Source organism: Azospirillum sp. P4_B5, from assembly GCF_056402275.1.
The window spans coordinates 97789-124578 of the sequence record NZ_JBFUHT010000006.1 but is presented as its reverse complement, the minus strand read 5'-3'; the positions used below and the strand labels follow the sequence as shown (position 1 = coordinate 124578).

Annotated in this window: 27 protein-coding genes; 12 read left to right on the top strand and 15 right to left on the bottom strand. The window is 68.0% G+C overall.

Annotation, left to right across the window (positions count from 1 at the left end; translation table 11 throughout):
* Nucleotides 1-2 precede the first annotated feature (2 nt).
* Genes AC1DVI_RS06665 through AC1DVI_RS06655 form a run of 3 tightly spaced genes read right to left on the bottom strand, consistent with a single transcriptional unit; the run spans nucleotide 3 to nucleotide 2142 of the window.
* The gene (locus AC1DVI_RS06665) at nucleotides 3-1172 is read right to left on the bottom strand and encodes a nickel-dependent hydrogenase large subunit (RefSeq protein ID WP_476957257.1); all 1170 of its coding nucleotides are present in this window, start codon (nucleotides 1170-1172) and stop codon (nucleotides 3-5) included.
* Entirely contained in the window at nucleotides 1169-1873 is a 705-nt protein-coding gene (hybE, locus tag AC1DVI_RS06660) for a [NiFe]-hydrogenase assembly chaperone HybE (protein WP_476957256.1), read from the bottom strand. Before hybE ends, AC1DVI_RS06665 begins: the two co-directional genes overlap by 4 nt.
* Nucleotides 1870-2142: a HypC/HybG/HupF family hydrogenase formation chaperone gene (locus AC1DVI_RS06655; RefSeq protein WP_237905169.1), complete on the bottom strand. Its 273-nt coding sequence runs from the start codon at nucleotides 2140-2142 to the stop codon at nucleotides 1870-1872. The genes hybE and AC1DVI_RS06655 overlap by 4 nt, the downstream gene beginning before the upstream one ends.
* A 236-nt stretch (nucleotides 2143-2378) precedes the next feature.
* Between AC1DVI_RS06655 and AC1DVI_RS06650 the strand changes: the two genes are divergently transcribed.
* Entirely contained in the window at nucleotides 2379-2981 is a 603-nt protein-coding gene (locus AC1DVI_RS06650; RefSeq protein WP_476957255.1) for a HupE/UreJ family protein, read from the top strand.
* Nucleotides 2982-3177: 196 nt separating this feature from the next.
* Nucleotides 3178-4182, top strand: a complete 1005-nt coding sequence (locus AC1DVI_RS06645) for an MBL fold metallo-hydrolase (protein WP_476957254.1) — start codon at nucleotides 3178-3180, stop codon at nucleotides 4180-4182.
* 22 nt (nucleotides 4183-4204) lie between these two features.
* Here AC1DVI_RS06645 and AC1DVI_RS06640 read toward each other — a convergent pair whose 3' ends face one another.
* The 6 genes from AC1DVI_RS06640 to AC1DVI_RS06615 form a co-directional block, all read right to left on the bottom strand.
* Entirely contained in the window at nucleotides 4205-4696 is a 492-nt protein-coding gene (locus AC1DVI_RS06640; RefSeq protein WP_476957253.1) for a HyaD/HybD family hydrogenase maturation endopeptidase, read from the bottom strand.
* A 166-nt stretch (nucleotides 4697-4862) separates the two neighbouring features.
* Complete coding sequence (locus AC1DVI_RS06635) at nucleotides 4863-6566, bottom strand: nickel-dependent hydrogenase large subunit (RefSeq protein WP_174442980.1); 1704 nt, start codon at nucleotides 6564-6566, stop codon at nucleotides 4863-4865.
* An 18-nt stretch (nucleotides 6567-6584) separates the two neighbouring features.
* Complete coding sequence (gene hybB / locus AC1DVI_RS06630; protein WP_476957252.1) at nucleotides 6585-7754, bottom strand: Ni/Fe-hydrogenase cytochrome b subunit; 1170 nt, start codon at nucleotides 7752-7754, stop codon at nucleotides 6585-6587.
* A gap of 12 nt (nucleotides 7755-7766) precedes the next feature.
* A complete protein-coding gene (hybA, locus tag AC1DVI_RS06625; RefSeq protein WP_476957251.1) occupies nucleotides 7767-8852 on the bottom strand; it encodes a hydrogenase 2 operon protein HybA in 1086 nt (361 codons plus the stop codon).
* A 9-nt stretch (nucleotides 8853-8861) separates the two neighbouring features.
* On the bottom strand, nucleotides 8862-10025 hold the full coding sequence (locus tag AC1DVI_RS06620; protein WP_476957250.1) for a hydrogenase small subunit: 1164 nt from the start codon (nucleotides 10023-10025) through the stop codon (nucleotides 8862-8864).
* Between the two features lie 319 nt (nucleotides 10026-10344).
* On the bottom strand, nucleotides 10345-12036 hold the full coding sequence (locus tag AC1DVI_RS06615; RefSeq protein ID WP_476957249.1) for a methyl-accepting chemotaxis protein: 1692 nt from the start codon (nucleotides 12034-12036) through the stop codon (nucleotides 10345-10347).
* A 235-nt stretch (nucleotides 12037-12271) separates the two neighbouring features.
* Between AC1DVI_RS06615 and AC1DVI_RS06610 the strand changes: the two genes are divergently transcribed.
* The 5 genes from AC1DVI_RS06610 to yddG all read left to right on the top strand — a co-directional run bounded on the left by AC1DVI_RS06610 (nucleotide 12272) and on the right by yddG (nucleotide 17526).
* On the top strand, nucleotides 12272-12532 hold the full coding sequence (locus AC1DVI_RS06610) for a hypothetical protein (RefSeq protein WP_476957248.1): 261 nt from the start codon (nucleotides 12272-12274) through the stop codon (nucleotides 12530-12532).
* A 94-nt stretch (nucleotides 12533-12626) separates the two neighbouring features.
* A complete protein-coding gene (ade, locus tag AC1DVI_RS06605) occupies nucleotides 12627-14336 on the top strand; it encodes an adenine deaminase (RefSeq protein WP_476957247.1) in 1710 nt (569 codons plus the stop codon).
* A 154-nt stretch (nucleotides 14337-14490) separates the two neighbouring features.
* Nucleotides 14491-15207, top strand: coding sequence for a hypothetical protein (locus AC1DVI_RS06600; protein WP_476957246.1), 717 nt, complete (start codon nucleotides 14491-14493; stop codon nucleotides 15205-15207).
* A gap of 332 nt (nucleotides 15208-15539) precedes the next feature.
* Nucleotides 15540-16382: a restriction endonuclease gene (locus AC1DVI_RS06595; protein WP_476957245.1), complete on the top strand. Its 843-nt coding sequence runs from the start codon at nucleotides 15540-15542 to the stop codon at nucleotides 16380-16382.
* A 226-nt stretch (nucleotides 16383-16608) separates the two neighbouring features.
* Entirely contained in the window at nucleotides 16609-17526 is a 918-nt protein-coding gene (gene yddG, locus AC1DVI_RS06590) for an aromatic amino acid exporter YddG (protein ID WP_476957244.1), read from the top strand.
* A 99-nt stretch (nucleotides 17527-17625) separates the two neighbouring features.
* Here the strand turns inward: yddG and AC1DVI_RS06585 are convergent, their stop codons facing one another.
* Genes AC1DVI_RS06585 through gloB form a run of 3 tightly spaced genes read right to left on the bottom strand, consistent with a single transcriptional unit; the run spans nucleotide 17626 to nucleotide 19505 of the window.
* Nucleotides 17626-18054, bottom strand: coding sequence for a cupin domain-containing protein (locus AC1DVI_RS06585; protein ID WP_476957243.1), 429 nt, complete (start codon nucleotides 18052-18054; stop codon nucleotides 17626-17628).
* 29 nt (nucleotides 18055-18083) lie between these two features.
* Nucleotides 18084-18689, bottom strand: coding sequence for a glutathione S-transferase N-terminal domain-containing protein (locus AC1DVI_RS06580; RefSeq protein ID WP_476957242.1), 606 nt, complete (start codon nucleotides 18687-18689; stop codon nucleotides 18084-18086).
* Nucleotides 18690-18743: 54 nt separating this feature from the next.
* On the bottom strand, nucleotides 18744-19505 hold the full coding sequence (gloB, locus tag AC1DVI_RS06575) for a hydroxyacylglutathione hydrolase (protein WP_476957241.1): 762 nt from the start codon (nucleotides 19503-19505) through the stop codon (nucleotides 18744-18746).
* Nucleotides 19506-19566: 61 nt separating this feature from the next.
* On the opposite strand from gloB, the gene AC1DVI_RS06570 reads away from it, so the two are divergent.
* Both AC1DVI_RS06570 and AC1DVI_RS06565 read left to right on the top strand, forming a co-directional pair.
* Nucleotides 19567-20343: a class I SAM-dependent methyltransferase gene (locus AC1DVI_RS06570; protein ID WP_035678754.1), complete on the top strand. Its 777-nt coding sequence runs from the start codon at nucleotides 19567-19569 to the stop codon at nucleotides 20341-20343.
* A gap of 61 nt (nucleotides 20344-20404) precedes the next feature.
* Nucleotides 20405-20968: an RBBP9/YdeN family alpha/beta hydrolase gene (locus tag AC1DVI_RS06565; RefSeq protein ID WP_476957240.1), complete on the top strand. Its 564-nt coding sequence runs from the start codon at nucleotides 20405-20407 to the stop codon at nucleotides 20966-20968.
* Nucleotides 20969-20972: 4 nt separating this feature from the next.
* On the opposite strand, the gene AC1DVI_RS06560 is transcribed toward AC1DVI_RS06565, so the two are convergent.
* The 3 genes from AC1DVI_RS06560 to metX form a co-directional block, all read right to left on the bottom strand.
* The gene (locus AC1DVI_RS06560; protein ID WP_476957239.1) at nucleotides 20973-21557 is read right to left on the bottom strand and encodes a PRC-barrel domain-containing protein; all 585 of its coding nucleotides are present in this window, start codon (nucleotides 21555-21557) and stop codon (nucleotides 20973-20975) included.
* 98 nt (nucleotides 21558-21655) lie between these two features.
* On the bottom strand, nucleotides 21656-22306 hold the full coding sequence (gene metW / locus AC1DVI_RS06555) for a methionine biosynthesis protein MetW (protein WP_476957238.1): 651 nt from the start codon (nucleotides 22304-22306) through the stop codon (nucleotides 21656-21658).
* A 10-nt stretch (nucleotides 22307-22316) separates the two neighbouring features.
* Nucleotides 22317-23540, bottom strand: coding sequence for a homoserine O-acetyltransferase MetX (metX, locus tag AC1DVI_RS06550; protein ID WP_476957237.1), 1224 nt, complete (start codon nucleotides 23538-23540; stop codon nucleotides 22317-22319).
* 145 nt (nucleotides 23541-23685) lie between these two features.
* Here metX and AC1DVI_RS06545 point away from each other — a divergent pair, with 145 nt between their 5' ends.
* From AC1DVI_RS06545 to AC1DVI_RS06535, 3 genes are all read left to right on the top strand, one after another.
* Nucleotides 23686-24597: a chorismate mutase gene (locus tag AC1DVI_RS06545; protein ID WP_174440306.1), complete on the top strand. Its 912-nt coding sequence runs from the start codon at nucleotides 23686-23688 to the stop codon at nucleotides 24595-24597.
* A gap of 24 nt (nucleotides 24598-24621) precedes the next feature.
* Nucleotides 24622-25716 carry a histidinol-phosphate transaminase gene (gene hisC / locus AC1DVI_RS06540; protein ID WP_476957236.1) on the top strand — a complete coding sequence of 365 codons (1095 nt, stop codon included), beginning with the start codon at nucleotides 24622-24624 and terminating at the stop codon, nucleotides 25714-25716.
* A gap of 160 nt (nucleotides 25717-25876) precedes the next feature.
* The gene (locus tag AC1DVI_RS06535; RefSeq protein WP_476957235.1) at nucleotides 25877-26782 is read left to right on the top strand and encodes a prephenate/arogenate dehydrogenase family protein; all 906 of its coding nucleotides are present in this window, start codon (nucleotides 25877-25879) and stop codon (nucleotides 26780-26782) included.
* Nucleotides 26783-26790: the final 8 nt, after the last annotated feature.

The window sequence follows — 26790 nt, the reverse complement described above, 5'->3', positions numbered from 1 at the left end:
GGTCAGTCCTCGTCCTGAATCGTGATGGCGGACGCTACGCAGGGATCGAGTGCGGCCACCAGAAAGCCCACGCGCTCGGCCAGAGCCGCGTCGGCCGCGATACCGGCCAAGCCCTGGGCCAGCGGTCCGTCCGCGGCGAAGTTCCATTCGGTCGGCGCCACGATGCGGCAATCGGCGATGCGGCCATCCTCAAGCCGCAGCCAGTGGGCGAGGCGCCCGCGGGCCGTTTCGACGACACCGCTTCCCGTTCCGTGCCGCGTGGTGCCCGTGTCCGGAACCGGCTCGGCGTCGTTCAGGCGCTCCACCCACGATGCCAAGCGCTCCGCCAGTCCCGCCAGCTCCACCAGACGGGCGGCGGCATGAGCGGCGAGACCGGAGCCGTGCCGGGCCAGCAACGCGGCGACCAGCGGATGCGCGGTCCGGCGGGCCAGCGGCCCGGTGTGGGCCGGGGCACCGTCCTGCCGGGGACGCTCGGAGAACACCGCGTCGACGGACAGCCGTTCGCCGAACCAGCCCGCCGGATGCGGCTCCAGCGCCGCCACGCCGCAGGCGCCGAAGCCCGCCATGCCCGGTGCCAGGACGCGGCGCATCAGCCGAGCCGCACCGGTTCCGCCCGCCTCGGCCCAGCGCTCCAACCCCGCCACGTCGGTGGGAGCCGGGGCGGCGAAGACGGCGCGCTCCACCCCCTTGCGCAGGGCCGCGATGGCGGCGGTCAGGGCGGCGCGGTCGGGCCGCAGGGAGCCGCCGCCGGGACGCAGACCATCACGCGCCGGGTAGAGCGCGGGATGGATCGCCGCGGCCGCGGCGCGCAGGCCCGCCAACTCCTTGGGCTGCAGCGCTTCACCGAGCCGCGCCGGCCAGTCCATCAGAACTTGCCAAGCGTGGTTCGTCGCGGCTTCCGCCTCGGCCAGCAGGGTGCGGGCGGTGGTGTGCGGGTGGGCGTCGAGACCGAGCGCATCCTCAAAAGCCTCAAGCGCGGCCAGCGACTGGGCGGTGCCGCACAGGCTGAACAGCAGCGGCACGAGGCGCATCGCCTCGTCGGGCGTGCGTCCGCACAGGGCGCGGGCGGCGGTGGGACGGCGGACCTGCACCGCGACGGTGCGCACCCGCCCGGCGGCGGTCTCCAGTCGCACCGACACGCTGCCTTCCAGCCCGGCGCCTGCCACGCTCATCGGCGCGCTCTTCCGAACAGGGACCGGCGGGACAGGGCGGGCTTCGCCGCCTCCGCATCGCTTGCCGGCGGCGGCTCGGTCTGTGGCGCCGGTTGCTGCGGCTCCCGCATCAGATGGTCGAGCGCCAGAACGGCGGCGGCGCGGGCGTCCTCCTGATCGGTGAACACATTCATGGCCGAGGCGAGCGGGATCACCGCCAGCGTTCCCAGGACCCCCGCCCGTGCCGCGGTGAAGCGGTAGGCACCGGAGGGCAGGGCGATCTCCACCTTGTCACCGTCGCGCCGATCCGCCCACAGGGCGGCATCGTGCGGGATCAGCACGGCGTTCAGGAACCAGGGGGCGATGACGCAGCCGATCCAGCCCGGCCCATGGGGGCGGAAGCCAAGCGCCTCGACCGCCAGGGCGGCGTTGCAGATGGGAACGCCGGCCATGTCGCGCTCCGCGATCAGGCGGTAGCTGGCGGTCAGGGCGGCAACCCGCAAGTCCATGGGATCGGCGCCCGGCGGCGCCGAAACGGTGAAGCCATGCTGCGGGCCGCCGCAACCCGGGCAGCGCCAATAGTCGGGCAGACCGCCGAAGGGCGTTCCCGGCGGCACCTCCCGCCCCGGATCGCCCGCCGCGGGGTCGTAGACGGCGCCGCAGGCCGCGCAGGCGGGGCGCGCGTCGGCGGCGAAGCCCGCCTCGGGGCCGCCGGGGGTCATGCGGTTGCCTTTTCCATGAGGTCGGCGAACAGGTGGTCCACGTTCTCCCCCTTCGCCGCCAGCAGGATGGCGTCCAGCGCGCGGTTCAGCGGCTCCACCTCTTCGACTTCCAGCGGGCGGACGGCGCGGTCGAGATGGACGAGGACCCAGCCGCCTTCCGGGACCTCGTCGATCAGCATGACGTTGACGCGCCGTTCCTCGCCCCGGCCGGCGCAGCGCGCGGTGAAGCCGTCGGTCTCCAGGACCTGCATCGGAATGCCGAGACACATGCGCGCGCCCTCACGCGGGGAAGCCAACTCGTCAGGATGATGTCAGTTCGACTGCGGCATCTTGACCGGGGGTTGAATCCGCACATTGATGTGCGTCAAACATGCGGTCCGACGTAATTTCATGGCGCTCCGCCATTTCCAATCGGAACGGTTCTGCTAAAGTGGCGACCGCTTCGCGCGCGATGGGGTAGGGGTCGGTCGTGCGCCGCTCAACGATACAGCAGGGGTTTTCACGGATGAAACGTTTCGCTCTCGCGTCGGTCACCGCGGCGGCGGCCCTGGCCGCGCTGCCCAACGCGGCGCTCGCCCACACCTTCGGCGCCCACGATGCCGGGTTCGTCCATGGGTTCATGCACCCGGTCGGCGGCTGGGACCACCTGCTGGCGATGGTCGCCGTCGGCCTGTGGGCCGCGCAGCGCGGCGGCAAGGCCCTGTGGGCGCTGCCGGTGGCCTTCGTCGGCGCGATGATCGGCGGCGGCCTGCTGGGGGTGGCCGGCATCGACCTGCCGCAGGTGGAGCTTGGCATCGTCCTGTCCGTGGTCGCCCTGGGCGCTCTGATCGCCCTGCAGTCCCGCCTGCCGCTGCTGGCCGCCGCCGGTGTGGTCGCCCTGTTTGCCGTGTTCCACGGCCATGCCCATGGCGCCGAGATGCCGGAGGCGGCGCAGCCGCTGCTCTACGGCCTGGGCTTCGCCCTGTCGACCGCGCTGCTGCACGGTGCCGGCATCGGTGCCGCCCTGTCGCTGCGCCGTCTGGTGGAAGGCCGCAAGGGCGCCCTGGCTCTGCGCGGCACGGGTGCCGTGGTCGGTCTGGCCGGCGTGGCGCTGCTCGCGCTGGGCTGACCCGGGACGCCTCCCAGGACGCCCGATTCGGCATCGAAGGCTCGGCGGAGCGCKCCGCCGGGCCTTTTCCTTGTCCAGATCTTTGCGGATTCCGGTAAGGAATCCAGGTGTTTGGCGACGTGCGCGCAGCACTCTTCCCCGGCGCGTCCATGACGGCCATGCTGGGCGCCGACCGTCCTGAAGGGGAACCACGCCGATGACACCGCCGACCTTCGCCTCCCTGCGCAACGCCCTGCTCGCCCTGGCCGTCGCACTTCCTGCCGGTGCCGTGCTGGCTCCTGCCGTGCCGGCCCTCGCGGAGGTTCCGGGCCAGCAGCGGACCCAGGCGCCGGGCTTCTACCGCATGGCCATCGGCGACTTCGAGGTCACCGCGCTGTATGACGGCTTCATCGACCTCGACCGCAAGATCCTCAGCGGCGCCAGCGCCGACGACATCCAGGGCCTGCTCGCCCGGATGTTCCTGGCCGACACTCCGGGCGTCCAGACGGCGGTGAACGCCTATCTGGTGCACACCGGCACAAATCTCGTCCTGGTGGACACCGGGACGGCCAAGGCCTTCGGCCCGGCGCTGGGCTTCATCGCCGACAACATCCGCGCCGCCGGCTACAACCCGGAACAGGTCGATACGGTTCTGCTGACCCACCTGCACCCGGACCATGCCAACGGTCTGCTGCGTCCGGACGGCGCCATGCTGTTTCCCAACGCCACGGTCCAGGTCGCCAAGGCCGACGCCGACTTCTGGCTGAACGAGGAGGTGGCGGCCAAGGCCCCGGCCGACAGCCAGCCCTTCTTCGCCATGGCCCGCGCGGCGGTGGCGCCCTACGCGGCGGCGGGCAAGCTGAAGCCCTACCAGCCCGGCGACAGCCTGGTTCCCGGCGTTGAATCGGTGGCGGCCTACGGCCACACACCGGGTCACAGCGGCTACCTGTTCACGTCGGGGGAGCGCAGCATTCTGATGTGGGGCGACATCGTGCACAGCCACTCCGTGCAGTTCGCCCGCCCGGAGGTCGTCATTGAGTTCGACGCCGACAAGGCGCAGGCCGTCGCCTCCCGCAAGAAGATCTTCGCCGACGCCGCGGCGCAGAAGCTGTGGGTGGCCGGCGCCCATCTGCCCTTCCCCGGCATCGGCCATGTCCGCACCGAAGGCAAGGGCTACGCCTGGGTCCCGGTGGAATTCGGCCCGATCCGCGCCGACCGCTGAGGATTGATCGTGACCGCCACGCTCAGTTTCGGGGCGTGGCGGTCACGCCGAGGCGGGCCAACTCCTCGACGATCATCGTCACCATCCGCGGGATCACCGCCTCGATCTCCGGTGACATCATCAGGCCGGTGCCGAGCGCCATCGGCACGCAGCCGACCACCGTCACGCTCTCCGGCGCCTCGTCTTGCAGGCGCAGCGAGGCCAGCAGGTCGCTGAGGCCGAGTTGGTGGGGCGACAGCTTGCCCTTGAAATAGGCCGGAACCTCGTCGCCGCGCAGCACCGTCAGGGTGGCCGGCGGGGCGCCGGTCTTAACCGCGTCCACCGCGATCAGGTGCTTGTGGCTGGCGATCAGGTCCAGCATGTCCATGCCGCAGGTGCCGCCATCCACCACGCAGACATGGTCGGGCACGCTCCAGGCGGCGTCGAAGGCCTCCATGGCGCGCACGCCCACCCCTTCGTCCATCAGGAGGATGTTGCCGAGGCCGAGGACGAGGATGGACATGGGCATGGGCATGGGACGCGCGCTCCGTTCGTGGATTTTGAAACAGAAGGATGAAACGGGTCCGGCGCCGGGCGCCGTGAACTGGATCAATCGGTCGGTGTGGTGACGCGAAAAGCCCCTCCTCCCTGGGGAAGAGGGGCTTTCGGCCGGTCAGGCGGCGCCAGTCAGGCGATGGTGGTCAGACGACCTTCACCTGATAGTGCGACTTCGTTTCCGTGTCGGTCAGGTGCACGGCGCAGGCCAGGCACGGGTCGAAGCTGTGCAGGGTGCGGATGATCTCCAGCGGCTGGTCGGCGACCGCCACCGGGTTGTCGATCAGCGCCGCCTCGTAGGCCGAGATGTTCCCGTCCTCGTCGCGCGGGCCGGCGTTCCAGGTGGTCGGCACCACCGCCTGATAGTTCTTGATCTTGCCGTTCTCGATGACGACCCAGTGCGAGAGCATGCCGCGCGGCGCCTCGTGGAAGCCGAAGCCGCGGATCTCGCCCTTCGGGAACACCGGCTTGTTGAAGGTCTTGGTGTCGCCCTTCGCGATGTTCTCCATCAGCAGCTTCCACTGGTTCTGCAACTCCTCGTGCAGGACCACGCAGCGCACCGCGCGGGCGGCGTGGCGGCCGATGGTGGAGTGCAGCGCGTCGACGCCCACCTTGCTGCCGAGATGGCCCGACACCGCGTCGAGCACCGCGTTGACCCAGAACTGCGTGCGCTGGTGGCCGGACGCGTACATGCCCAGCACGTTGGCCAGCGGGCCGACCTGGGCGCGCTTGTCGTAGAAGGTCGGCGACTTGATCCAGCTGTACTTGCCGTCGTCCTGCCAGTCGGTGAAGTTCGGGATCGTCTCGCCGTCGTAGGGGTGCAGGGGACCCTTGCCGCCCTGGTACCAGGAATGCTTCACGCTCTCCTTCACGCCCTTCTCGAAGTAGGGGTCGTGGAAGTCCTTGATCGGAGTGAACTTCGCGAGGTCGCCGCCGTCGATGTAGCCGGCGGGCAGGGCGAACGTGGTGCCCTTGGTGTCCAGCGGCATGTCCGGGATGGACAGGTAGTTCACCACGCCGCGGCCATACTGCGTCCAGTCGGCGTAGAAGGCGCCGATGGCCGCCACGTCGGGGATGTAGACCTGGGTGATGAAGTCGCCGACCTCGTCGATCAGCTGCTTGATGTACATCAGCTTTTCGAGAGTCAGGGTGGACTGGCTGTCCATGTTGATCGGGTTGGTGACGCCGCCGACCGCCATGTTCTGGATGTGCGGGGTCTTGGAACCGAGGATCGCCACCACCTTGTTCATGCGCCGCTGGTAGTCGAGCGCCTGGAGGTAGTGGGACGCCGCCATCAGGTTGGCTTCCGGCGTCAGCTTCATCGCCGGATGGCCCCAGTAGCCCGAGCCGAAGATGCCGAGCTGGCCGGAATTGATGAAGGCCTGCAGCTTCTTCTGGGCGGTGGCGAACTCCTGCGTGCTGTTCTTCGGCCAGCCGGAGATCGACTGGGCCAGCTTGGCGGTCGCCGCCGGGTCGGCCTTCAGCGCCGAGACGATGTCCACGAAGTCGAGGGCGGACAGGTGATAGAAATGGACGATGTGATCGTGGACGTTGTGGGCGCCCTGGATCATGTTGCGGATGTACTGGGCGTTGAGCGGCACCTCCAGCTTCAGCGCGTTCTCCACCGCGCGGACGGAGGTGATGGCGTGCACCGTGGTGCAGACGCCGCAGATGCGCTGGGCGAAGACCCAGGCGTCGCGCGGGTCCTTGCCCTGAAGGATCAGCTCGATGCCGCGCCACATCTGGCCCGACGCCCAGGCGTTGGTGACCTTGCCGCCGTCCACTTCACAATCGACCCGCAGGTGACCCTCAATGCGGGTGACCGGATCTACAACAACTCGCTGAGCCATAACGAAAGTCTCCTAAACTCAGCCGTGCTCGGGATGGACGGCGTGCATGACGGGCAGCTTCTTCACGAAGAGGAGATACAGCGCGATCTCCAGCGCGAAGACGCCGACGGTGACCATGATTTCCTTGACCGAGGGGAAGTAGTGCCAAGGACCGACCGCCGGCGTGAAGCCGATGAGATAGACGTTCAGGCGGTAGAGGATGCCCGCCGCCAGCAGGAGCGAGGCCGACAGGAACAGCGCCCGCGACCGGTTGCGGTTGGCCTTCGGGATCAGCAGCGCGAGGCCGGAGATCATCAGCGCCATTTCCGCGACGAACCAGCCGGACTGCGGGCCGCCGAAGATCTGGCCGATCTGGCCGCGCACGATCAGGTCGACGAAGCGCAGCACGACGAACAGCGAGGCGACGACCAGCATCAGGCCCGACAGCTTCGACAGCACCGGCGTTTCCATCGGGCGGCGGAAGTTCAGCGAGGCCATCACCGATTCCCAGACCACGATGGCGAAGCCCATCAGGATGGCGGTCAGCAGGAAGAAGACCGGCAGCATCTGCGACTGCCACAGCGGCGACAGCTTGTGCCCGACGATGACCATCATGGTGCCGAGCGACGACTGGTGCATCGTCGGCAGCAGCACGCCCAGCGCAATGAAGACCCACAGCACCTTGTTCAGCTTGGCGCGCAGCCCCTCGATGCCGAACCGCTCCAGGAAGGCCGGGGCGAACTCCACCACCAGCACCAGCGTGTAGGTCGCCACGCACAGCCCGACCTCCAGCATCACGGAGTTGGGCTGCGCGTACCACGGCAGCATCATGTGGTAGAAGTTCCAGTAGCGGCCGAGATCGACCAGCACCGCCAGACCGGCGAGGCCGTAGCCGAACAGGCTGGCCAGCACCGCCGGCCGGACCAGCGGGTGGTACTCGCCGCGGTTCAGGATGTAGCAGAGCAGCGCGATGACGTAGCCGGCGCAGCCGAAGGCCGAGCCGATCACCACGTCGATGGCGACCCAGATGCCCCAGGGATAGCCGTCGTTCAGGTTCGACGCGGCGGCCAGCCCCTGGGTGTAGCGCTGGAACAGGATGACGCCGGCGATGGCGACCAGGGTGGCGCAGATCAGGAAGGGAAGGGTGAGAACCCGGCCGCCGAGCGGCTGGTGCTCGTGTCCATGATGCTCATGAGCTTGCGAAGACATGGCGTGGCCCCCTCACTCGTCGGTGTGGTTCTTGGTGTTGCGGTGCGCCAGATAGGCGAGACCGGCGAACACCGTGGCGGGGGCGATCATGCCCGCGTAGAGCGTGTGCTGGATGCCTTCCGACAGGGTCGGATAGCCGTTCTCCGGCACGTTGGTGGGCAGGTTCAGCTTGTCGAACGGCACTGCGGACACCGCGAGGCACTGGGTGCCGCCCAGTTCCTTCTCGCCGTAGATGTGCGTCTGGTAGGCCGCCTCGACCAACTTCTCATGGCCGGAGCGCGGGCCGCCGACCTTGCCGGCGATGTCGCCGCGCGGGTAGTGGGTGTGCTCGCCGACCTTCAGCGCGGTGCGGCGCTTGGCCTCCGCCTTGAGGTCCTCCGTGCGGCCGAACAGCGTCGCCCCGGTGGGGCAGACGTCGGCGCAGCCCGGAAGCTCGTTCTTGGCGAGCTGCTGCTTGCAGAGCTGGCACTTTTTGATCTCGCCGAAGGCGTTGTTGTAGTCGTACTTCGGCACGCCGAACGGGCAGGACAGCACGCAGTAGCGGCAGCCGATGCAGGCGCTCGGGTCGTGGTTGACGATGCCGGTCTTGGCGTCCTTGGTCATCGCCGACACCGGGCAGACCGACACGCAGGACGGATCGGCGCAGTGCAGGCACTGCCGCTTGATGAAGGCGAAGCCGTTCTCCGCCGCGTCCTTGGTGGCGCCGGTGCCGTGGCTGTAGGCCTTGATGACGTTCAGCGTCCTGGCCGACAGCTCCACCGGGCTGTCGTAGATCGGCTTGTCGCCGCCGCCGGCGTTCCAGCCCTGCTGGGCCGGGCCGACGTCGGGCGGCATGTGGTTGACCTCCTTGCAGGCGGTCACGCAGGCCTTGCAGCCGATGCACAGCGTGCTGTCGTAGAGCAGACCGACCGCGTCGGGCGGCAGCGGCTTGGGCGGGCGGACCAGCGCGTTGGCCTCCGGCGGGGCCGCGACCACGGTGGTGCAGGCCGCCGCGGCGGCCGCGGCGCTGCCCTTGACCGCGTTCCGCAGGAAGCCGCGCCGTGAGACCGATGTCCTGCTTTTCGACATCTTGTTCGTCGACATCATGTTTTTGGACATGGCGTCACCTCACTCGGCGGCGGTGGAGGAGGATTCGGTCTTCGCGTCCTGCTTGCCGAGCCGGCTGGAGATGACGGCACCGGCGCCGACCGCCGCGCCGGCGATGCCGGCGACCACCGCCGCGGCCCCGGCGGAGATGCCCTCGCCCTTCTCGACGGCGACCGCCGGATAGGTGTTGGGCGGAGCCACCGACTTCAGCGAGGCCAGCTCATGGATGCTCTTGGTGAAGCCGACGCCCTTCTCGGTGCAGCCGAAGCAGGGATGCCCGGTGCCCACCGGCCAGGTGCCCTGGCCGACGTCGTTGAAGCCGATGGACGGACAGTTCGCGTAGGTCTCCGGCCCCTTGCAGCCGAGCTTGTAGAGACAGTAGCCCTGGCGGTGGCCGTAGTCGCCGAACTCCATGGCGAAGCGCCCGGCGTCGAAATGCGGACGGCGCTCGCAGTTCTCGTGGATCAGCCGGCCGAAGGCGAACTTCGGGCGCATCTTGTCGTCCAGCTCCGGCAGCTTGCCGAAGGCGACGAAATGCAGGACCAGCGACAGGAAATTGTAGGGGTTGGGCGGGCAGCSGGGGACCGAGACGACCGGCTTGTCCTTGATGATCTCGTTCAGCCCGACGGCGCCCGTCGGGTTGACTCCGGTCGACGGCCAGCCGCCCCAGGAGGAGCAGGAGCCCATGGAAATGACCGCGGCCGCACCCTTGGCGCATTCCAGCACGGCGTCCTTGTAGGTCTTGCCGGCGACCTTGCAGTAGACGCCCCCGTCCTTCGTCGGGATGGAGCCGTCGGTGACCATCAGGTACTTGCCCCAATTGTCCTTCATCGCCTGCTGCTTCCAGTTCTCGGCCTGGTGGCCGGAGCCAGTCATCAGCGTCTCGTTGTAGTCGAGCGAGATGGTGTCGAGGATCAGCGTCTCGAGCGACGGGTGGTGGGTGCGCAGCAGCGATTCGGTGCAGCCGGTGCAGGCCTGGCCCGACAGCCAGATCACCGTCGGGCGCGGTGCTGCCACGGCGGCGTTGGCGATCTTCACGCCGAAGGCGGGGGACAGGCCCAGCGTGGCGGCCACGCCCGTGCAGTAGGCCAGGAATTCCCGGCGGGACAGGCCGGCCAGCGCTCCCTCATACTCGTCGAGATCGCCGATGTGCTCGGCGTCGAGATCCACATGTCCGTCGGGCATGATTTCCCCCAAAGACCCTTTTGCATTGATCTGCTGGCCGCCCGGTTGCCGGACGCCGGATGCGCAGCACGCCACGACGCGTCGTGGGAAACCCGAGGCGGGAAACCCACGGCGCGGCTTAATCCCTATAATTTATAGGGGTATTTTGGCGCGAAACGCTCGCCGGCATTGCACCAGTTTCGACGCCGGCGCGGCATTGATCTGCATCAAATGGGGTATGAGGCGGGTAAGCTTCGAACGCCGGGGGCGCATCAGCGGAAAGGATGCGTCGGGAAATGCTCCTCTCCGGCATGGAAGCCGGAGAGGAGGGGAGAGGGGGTCAGACCGCCTTCATCTGGCGGGTGAAGTCGTCCACGTCGCTCTGCAGGGTGCGCGCGTGGACCGACAGGCCCTTGGCGGCGCTCAGCAGGCCACCGGCGGCCTCCCCGGTGTGGTCGGCGGACTGCGACACGCCGGAGATGGTCGAGGAAACCTCCTGCGTGCCGATCGCGGCCTCCTGAACGTTGCGGGCGATTTCCTGGGTGGCGGAGCCCTGCTGCTCCACCGCGGCGGCGACGTTGGTGCTGATGTCGCTGATCCGCTCGATGGTGCCGACGATGCCGCTGATCGCGCCGACCGCCTGCTGGGTCTCGCTCTGGATGGCGACGATCTGCGCCGAGATCTCCTCGGTGGCGCGGGCGGTCTGGTTGGCGAGGCTCTTCACCTCCTGCGCCACCACGGCGAAGCCCTTGCCGGCCTCGCCGGCGCGCGCCGCCTCGATGGTCGCGTTCAGCGCCAGCAGGTTGGTCTGGCTGGCGATCTCGGTGATGAGGTTGACCACCGCGCCGATCTTCTCCGCCGCCTGGGCGAGGCCCTGGATGGTGCTGTTGGTGCGCTGGGCCTCCCGCTCCGCCTCGCTGGCGATGCGGGCGGCCTCGCCGAGGCGTTGGCTGATCGAGCCGATGGAGGTGGACAGCTCCTCGGTGGCCGCCGCCACGGTCTGGACGTTGCCGGTGGCCTGTTCCGCCGCCGCGGCGACGGTCGAGCTGCGGCGCGAGGCGTCGGCGGCGGAGTGGGTCAGCGATTCGGCGCTGCTGCGGATGTTGTCGGCCTCCCCGTTCAGGGTGCGGCACAGCCCCTCGATCTTCTGGGCGAAGCCCTGGGTGAGGGCTTCCAGCCGTTCCTGACGCTGGCGGCGCACCTCGATCTCGCGGCGCTCCTGCTCGGCCAGATCGGTGGCGCGCCGCAGCCCGTCGCGGAAGACCAGCACGGCCTCGGCCATGTCGCCGACCTCGTCGCCCTGGCCGGTGCCGGGCACCTCGGCCGTGGTGTTGCCGGCGGCGATGGTCTTCATCGCCGCGGTCATGCGGGCGATGGGGCGCGCGATCATGTCGCGGGCGACCAGCACGGCCAGCAGGATGCCGAAGAGCACGCCGCCGACGCCGATGGCGAGCATCAGGGTGGTCCAATGCCGGCGTGCCGACTCCAGCTCGTCGTGCAGGCGGTCGATCATGCCGTCCTGACTGGCGCTGAGCGTCTGGATCGCGGCGTTGAGCGCCTGACGGTTGCTGCGGTTGGCGTCGTTGTCGCCGTAGGTCCGGGCTTCCACAGCCCCCTTCTCACGGGCGAGGCGCACCAGCTCCGTGCGGAAGCGGATGAACTCCTCGGCCTTGGCCGCCACCGGGGCCAGCGCGGCCTGTCCTTCCGCCGGGGTGAGGCGCTTCAGGGTGCCGAGCCGCTCGCCGAGGGTGTTCAGGCTGTCCAGCAGGGGCTTGCCGAACTTGTCCACCTCGGCCCGGTCGCGGGCCATGTAGACCCCGCGCGAATCCATGACGACAGCCAGGACGAGGCCGTTGAGCTGCTCGCCCAGCACTTGCCGGTCCGACGCGCGTTCGATCGCCTCGGACTTGCCGGCCAGATCCTGCATGGCGGCCAGCCCCATCAGGCCGGTCACCGCGGCCACCGCCGCCTGCAGCCCCACGAGAAGATAGACCTTCGGTCCAATCTTTAGATTCTTAAGCGCTTTCAACATGCTGGACGTCCCCATTGCGGCGGTCTTGGGCCGCCTCTGTGCATGACGATAATGAGGTGCCCATAGGTTTCCGAAGCGTTAAATCGTTCTATGACACGTTGCCGCGTCATCATTGGGCGGGAACTGGGCGAAACGCATATTGTTTTTGAAGCGAACTAATTTTTTGGGGAATAGCGAAGGTCCCGGCGTGTTTGTCTTCATGTGGGGGCAACGCATTGGACCGGGCTGGTGGATCATGAAACCCATCGCCTCCATCATCGGAAAGATCGCTCAATCCTTCGTTGCCGTTCTGCTGCTGGCGATGACGGCTTGCGGAGACGACGGCGGGACCCGTTGGGCGCGTTACGGCGTCGGCTATGGCGGAACCGGCGAGCCGGTCTACACGCTGGGCCTCGGCCTTCCGGCCTACCGGCTGGAGCCGCGCAGCTATTGGAACTACCCGGACTACCGTGGCCCTGGACCGGTGATCGAACTGGCGAGTCGACCAGGGAGTTGACCGCGCGATACGCTGTTACGGAAAATCCGATTGAAGGGCCTCGCCCGGCCTTTTACCTAAAGAAGACTTGGAATGGTCAGGACGAGGCGGAGTCATGGCGGTCACCCGGGACGATCTGAAGACGCGCATTGGCCAAGCCCTGGGCGAGACCAAGGCCGATCTGGTCATCAAGAACACCCGTTTCCTCAATGTCGTCACCGGCGAGACCGCCACGGGCGACATCGCCCTCTGCGGCGACCGGATCGTCGGCACCTATGAGTCCTACGACGGGGTGGAGGAGATCGACGGGCGCGGACTGACCGTCGTGCCGGGCTTCATCGACACCCACGTCCACTGCGAATCCACCTGCGTCACGCCGATGGAGTTCGACCGCTGCGTCCTGCCACGGGGCACCACCACGGCCATCTGCGACCCGCACGAGATCTGCAACGTGCTGGGCGAGAAGGGCTTGCGCTACTTCCTGGACTGCGCCGAGGGAACGGTGCTGGATCTGCGGGTGCAGCTCTCCTCCTGCGTTCCGGCGACGGAGCTGGAGACCTCGGGCGCGCGGCTGGAGGCGGCGGACCTGCTGCGCCACAAGGACCACCCGAAGGTGCTGGGGCTGGCGGAATTCATGAACTTCCCCGGCGTCTTCCACAAGGTGGACGGGGTGCTGGACAAGCTGGCCGCCTTCGACGGGCGCCACATCGACGGCCATGCCCCGCTGCTCAGCGGGCGGGAGCTGAACGCCTACCTGTCCTGCGGCATCCGCAACTGCCACGAGACGACCAGCGCCCCGGAGGCGATGGAGAAGCTGCGCAAGGGCATGCAGGTGCTGATCCGCGACGGGTCGGTGTCGAAGGACGTGCACGCGCTGGCCCCGGTGATCCAGCCGGAAACCTCGCCCTTCCTGGGCTTCTGCACCGACGACCGCAACCCCCTCGACATCGCCGAGGAGGGGCACATGGACCATCTGATCCGCAGCGCGATCCGGCTGGGCGCCCCGCTGGCCCATGTCTACCGCGCGGCCACATGGTCGGCGGCGCGCGGCTTCGGCCTGTTCGACCGTGGGCTGGTGGCGCCGGGCCAGCGCGCCGACCTCATCCTGCTGGACGATCTGGAGGAGTGCTCGGTCAACCGGGTCATCCGCAACGGGCGGGTGGTGACGCCTGAGACTTTCGCCGGGCGCCCGGCGGTCAGCCCGGTGGGCCTGCGCTCCGTCAAGCTCCACCCGGTGACGGCAGCGGATTTCGCTGTGCCCGCCCGCGGCTCCGTCCAGTCGGTGATCGGGGTCCTGCCCGGCAAGATCATCACCGCCCACCTGCGGCTGGAGGTGCCGGCGAAGGACGGCAAGCTGGTGGCCGACCCGGACCGCGACATCCTGAAGATCTGCGTCTTCGCCCGCCACGGCACCAACCAGAATGTCGGGCGTGGCTTCGCCAGCGGCTTCCACATCCGCGAGGGTGCGCTGGCCTCCTCGGTCGGGCACGACAGCCACAACATCTGCGTGGTCGGCGCGTCGGACGAGGACATGGCCATCGCCGTCAACCGCCTGATCGAGCTTCAGGGCGGCTTCGTCGCGGTGCGCAACGGAAAGGTGGTGGGCGAACTGGCCCTGCCGCTGGCCGGGCTGATGAGCCTGGAGCCCTTCGAGACGGTGGAGCGCCACCTGCGCAGCCTGCGCGCTTCGGTGCGGCAGATGGGCTGTCCGTTGGCCGAGCCCTTCCTGCAACTGGCCTTCCTGCCGCTGCCGGTGATCCCGCATCTGAAGATCACCGACCGCGGGCTGGTCGACGTCGACAAATTCGCGCTGGTGCAAGCGTAACCCCGGCAGATCCTGCCGGAGGGGCGGCGGAACTTGCCGCCCTTCCCGTGACAGTTTTCGTTCAACCCATTGAAAACCATGGAAAGCCATTTGGCCCGCCGCCTGCAAGGACCGGTCCGACGAACACGAAGAATGCCGGTCGGAGAGGCGTGCCATGGTTGGAATGAGCGACATCAGCGGCTTGGCGCAGAGCATCCAGACGTCCATCGACGCGGCGATGAAGCGCGTCCAGGAACAGGCCAAGCAGGCGACCGACGCCAAGCCCAGCGGTGAGGTCCAGGAGTATGAGCAGACCGTCCGCAAGTCGGCCCTGAACGCCGCGCCCTTCGCGACCAACGTCGGCACGTTGGTCAAGGACACCAGCCGCCTCAACGTGCTCAGCACGCTGGCCGCCAACGACCCGGCGGACTTCTACAAATTCAATCTGGCGACGCCCGGCGAGGTCGCCCTCGGCCGCGTCGGCGACACCGGCGTGCGCGTCCAGCTGATGGACAAGCAGGGCAAGATCGTCGCCGACAGCAACAGCGAGGCCGGCGCTACCTACGACACCTACAAGAAGTTCGAGGCGGGCACGCTGTCGCTCGACCGCGGCGACTACACGCTGCGCGTCTCCCGCGACAAGGGCGTGGCGGCCAAGGAGGAGAAGAACTACGGCCTCCAGCTCCGCATGGGCGACTACAGCAAGGACTACGACACCATCGCCAAGCAGCCGGCCAAGGGTGACAATCCGCTCCAGCAGACGCCGCAGCTTCAGCGCCTGACCTCGCTGCTGATGGGTGGTGGCACGACCAGTTCCGGTGCGCTGGGTATCCTCACCGGTGGCAGCGGCGGCTACAGCGGGCGCGGGTCTCTGCTGAACGGGCTTTTCTAAGTTCGGCTCGAAGCCTGATCGAATTCAATGCAGATAGTTGGAGCGCCAGAGCAAGCACAGCCTATTGCGGTTGCAGCGGGCTCGTGTCGCTGGCGCCTGCATCTTGGTCTCCGTCCGGCATGTCAGTTGAACTGCAATCAATTCACTCAATACACCTTCTTTTTTTGGGGATTTTGAGCTAATATACATGGAAAATCCCAATCACTGTCTCGAAGCTCTTCTCCAACCACCGACCGGAGTAGATGAGACACTTGATCAAAGGGAGATGGGAAGCGATTGCGGGTATTCTAGCTATAATACAATAACCATTAAATAGAATATGGAGGTGTACCATGCCTCAAGACGATGGCGCCATATTTTTATGGAAGGGAGAGGTCGAGTCGGAAGAGCAATCCCCAATCCCTCCAAGCGTTCTGTTGATTAGGGAGCTGCAACTGGAGGAGGATGAGAAGAATTTTAGCAATCTGGAAAAATTCTGCCCGTATTGTGGATCGCGCTTCCATTCATTTGAGCCTGATCTGGCAAAATACTCGACTAAAAGTGCCAAGCCTCGTTCTTTATTTGGCGATGGCTACAAATGCAAAAGATGTGGATTTTGGTATGAAGGCATAAATATGAGCATTTATAGCTTCAAGGTCACCGACATCAAGTATTCATTGCTGAAAAAGTTCAATATAAATGATTCCGCTGTCGGGCTGTCCGATTTGGGGTCGCATTTAAAGAGGAAATTCTCTGACATCTACAATCTGGACCCGAGAAAGTTTGAAGAGCTTGTTGCGGACGTTTATCTAAACATGGGGTATCATGTTCGTCTTACGCAGCAAACCAAAGACGGCGGTCTTGATATGGTGTTGCTTGAGGGGGGCTCGGGGGAACAGATCATAGTTGAGTGCAAAAGATACAGCAGGTCAAGAAAAGTAGGCATCGACGTTGTACGTAATTTTATAGGAGCAAAATTTCTATACGAAGTCGACAATGGCCCGGTCAAGGGGCTGAAGATAGTGACAAGCAGTCATTTTTCCAGCAAAGCGATAGCCGATTCCCAGAAGGTGACAAAACATTACGGGTCTTTTGAAATTGAGTTGGTTGACGCCGATAGATTAATGAAGAACATAGAAGTTTATAACAATGATCTCCCTCCTCTGGATATCGCATTAAAAAGGAAATATGAATAATTCAATCAATTACTCAGGGGGGTGATGGCGCAAAATTTGCGTAGTTTATGAATGCTGTGTAGTTCGTCTGTGCAGCTTTGTTGATCTCAACTGATCTGCAAGGATGCGCTTCATGCACGGATGACTCGAAGAAACAATCTGTCCGGCCGGCCGGCCTCCGACGCGTCGCGGCTTCGCCACCATGACAATTGCCCGCGCCCTGCCGGTGCGCTAAGGGTGCGGTATGATGACCGACACCCTCCCGACCTCTGCCTCCTCGGCCCCCGCCGTCCGCCGCGCCACTGCCATCGGTGGTCTGGCCATCCTGATGTGGTCCACGCTGGCGCTGCTGACGGCGCTGTCGGGAACCATTCCGCCGTTCCAGCTTGTGGCGATGTCCTTCGGCGTCGCCTTCATCATCGGGACGGCGGCGGGGGCTGCGCGGGGCAAGGATGTGATCGGCGTGCTGCGTCAGCCCTGGCGGGTTTGGCTGCTCGGTGTCGCCGGGCTGTTCGGCTACCATTTCTTCTACTTCCTGGCCTTCCGCCTCGCCCCGGGTGCGGCGGTCGAGGTCAATCTGCTGAACTATCTCTGGCCGCTGCTGATTGTCCTGTTCTCCGCCCTGCTGCCGGGGGAGCGGTTGAAGCGCGGCCATGTGCTGGGCGCCCTGTGCGGGCTGGCCGGGACGGTGTTGATCGTGACGGGCGGCGCGCGCGGCCTGTCGCTCGACGCCGGGGACACGCCGGGCTACCTGTCGGCCATGGCCGCGGCGGTGCTCTGGGCCTCCTATTCGGTGCTGTCGCGCCGCTTCGGCGACGTCCCGACCGAGGCGGTCGGCGGCTTCTGCCTCGCCACGGCGGTGCTGGCCGGGTTGTCGCATCTGCTGTTCGAAACCACCGTGGCGCCGTCCGGTGGCGAGTGGCTCGCGGTGCTCGCCATGGGGATCGGGCCGGTCGGCGCGGCTTTCTTCGTGTGGGACCATGGGGTGAAGCGCGGCGACATCCGGGCGCTGGGCGTGCTGTCCTACGCCACGCCGCTGACCTCCACGCTGCTGCTGATCCTGTTCGGGCAGGCGGCGGGGGGCTGGACCGTCTGGGTGGCCTGCGCGCTCATCATGGGCGGGGCCGTGCTGGCCAGCCGCGATATGCTGCGCGGCGATCGTTAGGGCGCTGAACGGGGAAGCGTAGGCGGGAGATGTGTTTTCTCCCGCCGAAGGTTGCGAGGGTCGGGCGGAGGCCCGCCCGACCGCTTCCAACCGGCCTCATCACCCCGGCTCCCATCCTTTCGGCGCCATTTCGAAGCCGGCGAATTCGAAGGCCGGGGACACGGTGCAGCCGACCAGAACCCAGCTCTCCAACGGCCGCGCCGCCTGCCACGCGTGTGCCGGGACGACCCCCTGCGGGCGTTGGCCGCCCGCGAGCTCCATCCCGAGGATCAACCGCTCCACCGACCTCCCATCGCTGGAGATGGACAACTCCAGCGGCCCGCCGGCGTGCCAGTGCCACATCTCCACCGCGTCCACACGGTGCCAGTGGGAGCGCTCACCCGCCTGAAGCAGGTAATAGATCCCGGTCTTCACGCCGCGCCCGCCGCCCGGCGGGGCGTCCCGGAAGGTTTCCACATAGTGGCCGCCTTCCGGATGGGGCTGCATGCCCAGCATCGCGATGATGCGGTCGGGCGTCAGGGACTCCATGGCGTCGCCCTCTCTCACGCCGCCCGCCATCATGCCGGAGGCGGTGCGGTGCGGCGGAAGCTGTCGAGGTCGGAGGCGGCGGCGAACCATGCCGCCAGCTCCGGACGGCCTGCCCGCCAATCCTCGTGCCCGAACCGGAAGTCGAGGTAGCCGAGCGCCACCAGGAGGGACAGCGTGCCGATGGTCAGGGTGCCGTCGAGGGCCGGCGCCTCGGCCTCCAGAACGTCGAGCGCGCGGGCGACGGCGCGGCGCTGGCGGTCCGCCCAGGATTCGGAGCGCTCGCCGTCGGGCCGCTGAAGCTCCAGGCGGCGCAGGATGGCGGCGTCGCAGATGCCGTCGGCCAGGGCCTGCTGGCGCAACGCCGTCCAGCGTGCCGGGCCGGAGACCGGGAACAGGCGCGGGCCGTCGTGCAGCGTGTCCAGATACTCCGCGATCACCGGGCTGTCGTAGAGCGCCGAGCCGTCGTCCAGGATCAGGGCCGGCACCTTGCCCAGCGGGTTGTCCGTCGGCAGGTCGGTGTCGGGCGCCCAGGCGTTGGTCACCTGCTTTTCGACCGCCGAGTCCAGCCCGCATTCGATGAGGACCATCGCGACCTTGCGGACGTAGGGCGAGGTCGGGCTCCAGCGCAGCTTCATCAGAATCTCTCCTCCCGTTCTGTGGGCGTCAGGGTAATGCGTCGGCGCCCGTTCTCAAAAGCGATCCTTGCGACCGCGGATTTCGGCGAAGACCGCCACCGGGTCGGCCCCGGCCATGCCGAGGGCGGACTGGACCTCCGGCACGTCGGCGCGCAGGAAGGGGTTGGTGGCCTTCTCGACGCCCAGCGTGGAGGGGATGGTCGGCTCGCCGCGCTCGCGCTGCGCGGCGATGTCGGCCGCGCGGGACGTCAGGGCGGCGTTGGCCGGTTCCACCGTCACGGCGAAGCGGGCGTTGGACAGGGTGTATTCGTGGCCGCAATAGACGCGCGTGTCGTCCGGCAGGCCGCGCAGCTTCACCAGCGAGGCCCACATCTGGGCCGGCGTGCCCTCGAACAGCCGCCCGCAGCCGAGCGCGAACAGCGTGTCGCCGCTGAACAGCGCCTTGGCCTCCGGAAACCAGAAGGCGATGTGGCCGGAAGTGTGGCCGGGGACGAAAAACACCTGCGCGGTGTGCGATCCGAACGAAATGGTCTCGCCTTCGCCCAGACACGTCTCCATATCGGGAATGCGGGCGACGTCGGCGCGCGGTCCGATCACGCCGGCGCCATAGCGCGCCTTCAGCGCGTGGTTGCCGCCGATGTGGTCGTTGTGGTGGTGGGTGTTGAAGATGTGCGTCAGCGTCCAGCCGCGCCGGTCCAACTCCGCCAGCACGGGCTGTGCGTCGCCGGGATCGACGACGCCGACGGCGCCGCTGGCCGGATCGCGCAGGAGGTAGACGTAGTTGTCGGCGAAGGCCGGAATCAGGTGGATGTCCATGGGCTTGGGCCCCTCCCGCATGAATGGACGTTCGATCGAAACGTGATAGCCTGGGATGACCATGTACACCGATATCGTCGATCTCCGTGAATTCTACGAGTCCGGGCTTGGTCAGGCGGCGCGGCGGATGATCCGCCGGCGCATCCGCACCATCTGGCCCGACCTGCGCGGCCAGATCGTGCTGGGGGTCGGCTACACCACGCCATACCTGCAGCCCTTCCGCGACGAGGCGGAGCGGGTGTTCTCGATCATGCCGGCGACCCAGGGCGTGACCTTCTGGCCGCCGGGCGGGCCGGGGCTGGTGGCCCTGGGCGACGAGGCGGACCTGCCGCTGGCCGACATGTCGGTGGACCGCGTGCTGCTCGTCCACGGGCTGGAGGGGACGGAGCAACTCCGCCCGATGATGCGGGAGATCTGGCGCGTGCTGGCCGGCGGCGGGCGGGTTCTGGTGGTGGTGCCGAACCGCCGCGGCCTGTGGGCGCGGGCCGACTGGACGCCCTTTGGGCACGGCTTTCCCTATTCGGCCTCCCAACTGAAGCAGGTTCTGCGCGACACCATGTTCGTGCCGGAGCGCACCGGGCATGCCCTATTCCTGCCGCCGCTGCGCTCCCGCTTCCTGATGAAGACCGCCCCGGCCTGGGAGGAGGTCGGCTGCCGCTGGTTCAAGGCCTTCGCCGGGGTCACGATGATCGAGGCGTCCAAGCAGATCTTCGCCGGGGTCTCGCGCAAGACCCAGCAGCCGGCCAAGCGCCGCCTGATCGTCCCGCTTCCCGGCGGGGCGGCCCCGGCGCGCCGTCCGGCGGGGTCCGGCGCGTGGCGGGTGTCGGAGGAGCCGTAAGCCTTGCTTCCGGGCCGTCGCGGTTTGTAACCTTCCGGTTCACCGCAGCGGATCGGACCCCATGGCGAAGTCGAGCGTTCTCATCGTCCCCGGACTCGGCAATTCCGGTCCGGACCACTGGCAAAGCTGGCTGCAGCGGCGCCACCCGTCCTTCACGCGGGTCGAGCAGGCCAACTGGGACGCGCCGGACCTGGAGGATTGGGTGCGGTCGCTGGAGGATGCCGTGGCCGCGGCGTCTGCGCCGGTGGTGCTGGTCGCGCACAGCCTGGGCTGCATGACGGTGGCCCATTGGGGCGTGCGGGTAGGCTCATCGGTCGGCAAGGTCGCCGCCGCCCTGCTGGTCGCCCCGCCCGATGTGGAGTCGGCGGACCACACGCCGCCGGAGGTCCACGGCTTCGCCCCGGTGCCCACCGACCCGCTTCCCTTCCGGACGGTCGTGCTGGCCAGCCGCAACGACCCGTACGCCGCGATCGCGCGCTCCTGCGGGTTCGCGGTGGGGTGGGGCGCCGATTTCATCGACGGCGGCGACCTCGACCACATCAACACCGCCGCCGGCTACGGTCCCTGGCCGGACGGCGAGCGTCTTGTTCTCGACCTCCTGCGCGCGGTGGACAGCGGCGCCTGAGCCGTCATTGCGGCTGGCCGCTCACCGTCTTCACGCCCTCGCCGTAGGTGAATTCCGGCGCCCGGGCGAGTTCGGCGGCCGGGAGGTCCAGCGTCGGCGGCGTGGAGCCGTCGCCGCCGGCGGACGCGCCGGCGATGTCGGTGCGCAGCATGCTGACCGGCAGGGACCGCAGCTTGCCGTCCGCCCCGCTGCCCTGCGCGGGGGCCAGCACGATCCGCTCGATCGAGGCGGCGCTGCCGTCCAGCGTGAAGTCCTTGATGGAGCCGCCGGGCTGGCCGTCGCGGGTCCGCACCTCCTTGCCGATCAGGGTCCGCGCTTCCTCCGGGGTCAGCAGATGGGGAATCGCGGCGACGGAGGGGGCCGCGCGCTTCATCTCGTCGGAGGGCGCGTCGCCGCCGAGTCCCTCCGGCGAGGCCGTGGGCGGGGTGGCCGGGGTGTCGTCCGGGCGCGGCGCCGTCATCAGCGGGGGCCGCGCGGCGTCCGGTGACGCCTGCGCTGCCTGGGCCTGCGGCGTTTGCGCCGATGCGGCGCCGGACAGCAGCAGGGCGGCGGCCGATGCGGCCAGGACGGAGGAGGGGACGAGGCGCATGGTGCGTGGCTCCCGCTGGTCTGTTGTTGAACGGACTTTGCCTGTTCAACAACGCCAGCGGGGCAGGGGTTGCATCGCCGCCACCCGGCGGGGGCCGATCAGTCCCGGCGCAGCAGGAAGACGCCCTGCTCGCCCAGCAGGTTGGCGAGCCCGGAATGGGCGTGGCCGGTGACCCGGCCGGCGCGGTCCACGATCATGCAGCGCTCGATGCGGATGCCCATCTCCTCCGCCAGGACGACGAAGTCCCGGATCGTGCAGAAATGGATGTTGGGCGTTTCCCACCACTGGTAGCCGAGCTTCTCCGTCACCGGCATGCGCCCGGTCAGCAGGAGCTGCACGCGGATGCGCCAATAACCGAAGTTGGGGACCGACACGATGGCCCGGCGCCCGATGCGGGTCATCGTCTCCAGCACCGTCCGCGGCTCGCGCATCGCCTGGAGGGTCTGGCTGAGGATCACGTAGTCGAAGGCGCCCGGCGGGTAGTCCTTCAGGTCGGTTTCGGCGTCGCCCTGGATGACCGACAGGCCCTGGGCCACGCACTGGTGCACGCCGTCCATCGACAGCTCGATCCCACGCGCGTCCACCCCCTTCCGGCGGGACAGGAAGGCGAGCAGGGCGCCGTCGCCGCAGCCGACGTCGAGCACGCGGCTGCCCGGCTCCACCATCTCGGCGATCAGCTTCAGGTCGGAGCGGATGCCGTTGCCGGAGGCGCTGCGGGCGGATGGCTGAATGTCGTCGAGGGGGCTCATGGCCGGGATGTCATGGTCTGGAGGGGCGTGTCAGGCCGCGGTGTTCGGCGCAGCCGTCCAGGAATCCGCGGATCACCTGATGGAATTCCGGTTCGTCGAGCAGGAAGGAGTCGTGTCCCTTGTCGGTGCGGATCTCCATGAAGCTGACGTTGGCGGCCACCGCGTTCAGCGCGTGCACGATGGCCCGCGATTCGGAGGTCGGGAACAGCCAGTCGCTGGAGAAGCTGGCCAGGCAGAAGCGCACCGGCGTGCCCTTGCCGTCCTTGCGGAAGGCGTTGGACAGGGTGCCGCCCCCGTAATCCGCGGCAAGGTCGAAATAGTCCATCGCCCGCGTGATGTAGAGGTAGGAGTTGGCGTCGAACCGCTCGACGAAGGTGATGCCCTGGTGGCGCAAATAGCTTTCCACCTGGAAATCGGCGTCGAAGCCGTAGGTGACGGTCTGGCGGTTCTGCAGGTTGCGCCCGAACTTACGGTGCAGCGCCGGCTCCGACAGGTAGGTGATGTGCGCGGCCATGCGCGCCACCGCCAGCCCACGGTGCGGGCGGGTGCCCTCCAGCAGGTAGTTGCCGCCGGCCCAGTCCGGGTCGGCCATGATCGCCTGCCGGCCGACCTCGTGAAAGGCGATGTTCTGCGCCGAGTGGCGGGCCGCCGTGGCGATCGGCACCGCGGCGAACACCGACTCCGGATAGGCCACGGCCCATTGCAGGACCTGCATGCCGCCCATGGAGCCGCCGATCACGCAGAAGAGTTGGTCGATCCCGAGATGCTCCACCAGCAGCTTCTGCGCGCGCACCATGTCGCCGATGGTGATGACGGGGAAGCCGAGGCCGTAGGGCTTGCCGGTCGCCGGGTCGGTCTCCTTCGGGCCGGTGGAGCCCATGCAGCCGCCGATCACGTTGGAACAGATGACGAAATAGCGGTCGGTGTCGACCGGCTTGCCCGGACCGACCAGCATCTCCCACCAGCCGGGCTTGCCGGTCACCGGATGCTGGTCGAGCACGTAATGGTCGCCGGTCAGGGCGTGGCAGATCAGGACGGCGTTCGAGCGGTCGGCGTTCAGCGTGCCGTAGGTCTGGTAGGCGATGTCGAAAGGACCCAGCTCCGCGCCGCTGTCCAGCCGCATGGGCCGGTCCACCCCGAGCGTGACCCGGTGGCCGGGCATCATCGCGGGCTCGGCAGGCACGGCGGCGGGCACGTCTGCGGACATGGCGGCGGCGGGGTTCGGCGCGGACATGACGGGTCGGGGGCCTCCGGAAAACGGGAGGGTATAGCTATGGACCGGCGGTTGGGAGTGTCAACGTTTTCTTTGATTTCGCGTCGCTTGCGGACTACTACTATCCGGCTTTGGATTCGCCCTGGATTTGACGGTTTCCCGCCCCATGCCTCCGCCCAAGTCCCCGCTCGACGATCTGCGCCGCGAGATCGATCACATCGACGATACGATCCACGACCTGCTGATGCGCCGCGCCGCGGTGGTGGAGCGCGTCGGCGTCGTGAAAAGCCAGATCGAGGCCGCCGAGGGTCAGGTCAGCGGGAACCCACAGACCCCGATCTATCTGCGCCCGGCGCGCGAGGCGGTCATCCTGCGCCGCCTGATGGCGCGCCACGCCGGCTCCTTCCCGGCGATGGCCGTCACCCGCATGTGGCGGGAGATGATCACCGCCTTCACCCGGCTCCAGGGCCCCTTCGCCGTCGCGGTCTACGCGCCGGAGGACCGCCGCGGATTCTGGGACGTGGCCCGCGACCATTTCGGCAGCGTCGTTCCAATGACCGCCGTCAACTCCCCCGCCGCGGCGATCCGCGCGGTGTCGGAGGGCACGGCCACCGTCGGCGTCGTCCCCTACCCGGCGGAGGACGACGCGGACCCCTGGTGGCGCTTCCTGGTGTCGTCCGACGCGCGCACGCCGCGCGTGGTGGCGCGGCTGCCCTTCGCCGGGCGCGGCAACGCCCGCGGCGAGGACCGCGACGCGCTGGCCATCGCGCTGGTTCCGCACGAGCCGACCGGCGACGACCGCACCCTGCTGGGGATCGAGCTGGGGCATGACCTCAGCCGCGGCCGGCTCAAGGATCATCTGGAGACGAGCGGCCTCGCCCCGACCTATTTCTGCACCTGGCACGCCCGCGACCCGTCCGGCCCATCGATCCATCTGGTCGAGGTCGCCGACTTCGTCGACCACACCGACCCGCGCCTGTCCGCCTTCGCCGGCCGGCTGGGCGAGATCCCGGTGCGGATCAACATCGTGGGCGGCTACGCCGTCCCGCTTCATCTCTCCACCTCATCTTTCCAATAACGCCCGCAAGGTCTGAGACCTGACATGACCCAGCCGAACAACGGCCCGGCGCCCCGCCCGGGGATTCTCGACATCGCCCCTTACGTCGGCGGCGAGCATGCGGGCCACATCCGCCTCGCCTCCAACGAAGGCGCGCTCGGCCCCAGCCCGCGCGCCGTGGAGGCCTACAAGGCCGCCGCGGGCGAGCTGCACCGCTACCCGGACGGCGGCTCCGCCAAGCTGCGCAAGGCCATCGCCGAGCGCTTCGGCCTGGACGCCGAGCGCGTGGTCTGCGGCGCCGGCTCCGACGAACTGATCGCCCTGCTGATCCGCGCCTATGCCGGGCCGGGGGACGAGGTGCTGTACTCGCAGCACGGCTTCCTGATGTACCCGATCGGCGCCAAGTCGGTCGGCGCCACCCCGGTCCAGGCGCCGGAGACGAACCTGACCACCGATGTGGACTCGCTGCTGGCCCACGTCACGCCGCGCACCCGGCTGGTCTTCGTCGCCAACCCGAACAACCCGACCGGCACCTACATCACCGCCGACGAGATGGCCCGCCTGCACGCCGGCCTGCCGGAGAACGCCATCCTGGTCATCGACGCGGCCTATGCCGAGTACATGAACCACAATGACTATTCGGCGGGGCAGGAGCTGGTCGACCGCTTCCCCAACGTGGTGATGACCCGCACCTTCTCGAAGATCTTCGCGCTCGGCTCGGTCCGGCTGGGCTGGGCCTATTGCCCGGCGGGGATCGCCGACGTGCTGAACCGCGTGCGCGGCCCCTTCAACGTCTCGTCCGCGGCGCAGATCGCCGGGGTGGCGGCGCTGGAGGACACCGCGTTCCTGGAGCGCTCGCGCAGCCACAACACCGAATGGCGGGAGTGGTTCGTCCAGCAGGTGCACGGGCTGGGCCTGAAGACCCATCCCAGCGTGACGAACTTCGTCCTGGTCGACTTCGCCGGACAGACCGCCGGGAAGGACGACGCCGAGGCGGCGCGCCTGTTCCTGAAAGGCCGCGGCATCCTGGTCCGCCAGATGCCCGCCTACGGCCTGCCGAGCTGCCTGCGCGTCACCATCGGCACGGAGGCCGAGATGCGCGAAGTGGTGCAGGCGCTGAAGGACTTCCTGGCGGCGTAACCAGAACGGTTTCCCCTCTCCCGCCCCGGGAGAGGGAATCGCGCCGCTGCGCGCGGTTTCCTCACGAGGCGGCCGGGCAAAGTTTCGCTTGGTCAGGGGGCGCCTTGGTGCTTTATAGCGGGGCGTTCTGCAACCCATCCGCAGCCGGTGCCCTGAGATCATGAGCGAGATTGCCACCACCCCGGCCACTCCGTTGTTCGACCGCGTCGCCATCGTCGGCGTGGGTCTGATCGGCTCGTCCCTGGCGCGGGCGCTCACGCATTACGGGGTGGCGCGTGAGGTCGTCTGCGCGGATCGCAGCCCGGAGCATTGCGCCAAGGCGATGGAACTGGGCATCGTCGAGCGCGCCACCACCGATCTGGCGGAAGCGCTGGAGGGTGCGGACGCGGTGGTCCTGGCGACCCCCGTCGGCGCCTTCGCCGAGGTGGGGGAGCAGCTTGGGCCGCTGCTGCGCCCCGGTATGATCGTGACGGACGTCGGCTCGGTGAAGCAGGCGGTGCTGCGCGACGTCGGGCCGCACATCCCGGACGGCGTGCACCTGATTCCCGGCCACCCGGTGGCGGGTACCGAGCATTCGGGGCCGGAGGCCGGCTTCGCCACCCTGTTCCAGGGGCGCTGGTGCATCGTCACCCCGCCGCCTGGCGCCAACGAGGGCGCGGTGGACAAGGTGGTGGCGATGTGGCGCCGCATCGGTTCCACTGTGGAACTGATGGACGCCAACCACCATGACCGCGTGCTGGCCATCACCTCCCACCTGCCGCACCTGATCGCCTACACCATCGTCGGCACGGCGTCCGACCTGGAGGACGACACCAAGTCCGAGGTCATCAAGTTCTCGGCCGGCGGTTTCCGCGACTTCACCCGCATCGCCGCCAGCGACCCGGTGATGTGGCGCGACGTGTTCCTGAACAACCGGGAAGCGGTCCTGGAAATCCTCCAGCGCTTCACCGAGGACCTGACCGCCCTCCAGCGCGCCATCCGCTGGGGCGAGGGGGAGCAGTTGCAGGACCATTTCACCAAGACCCGCGCCATCCGCCGCGGCATCATCGACGCCAAGCAGGCCTGACCGGTCCG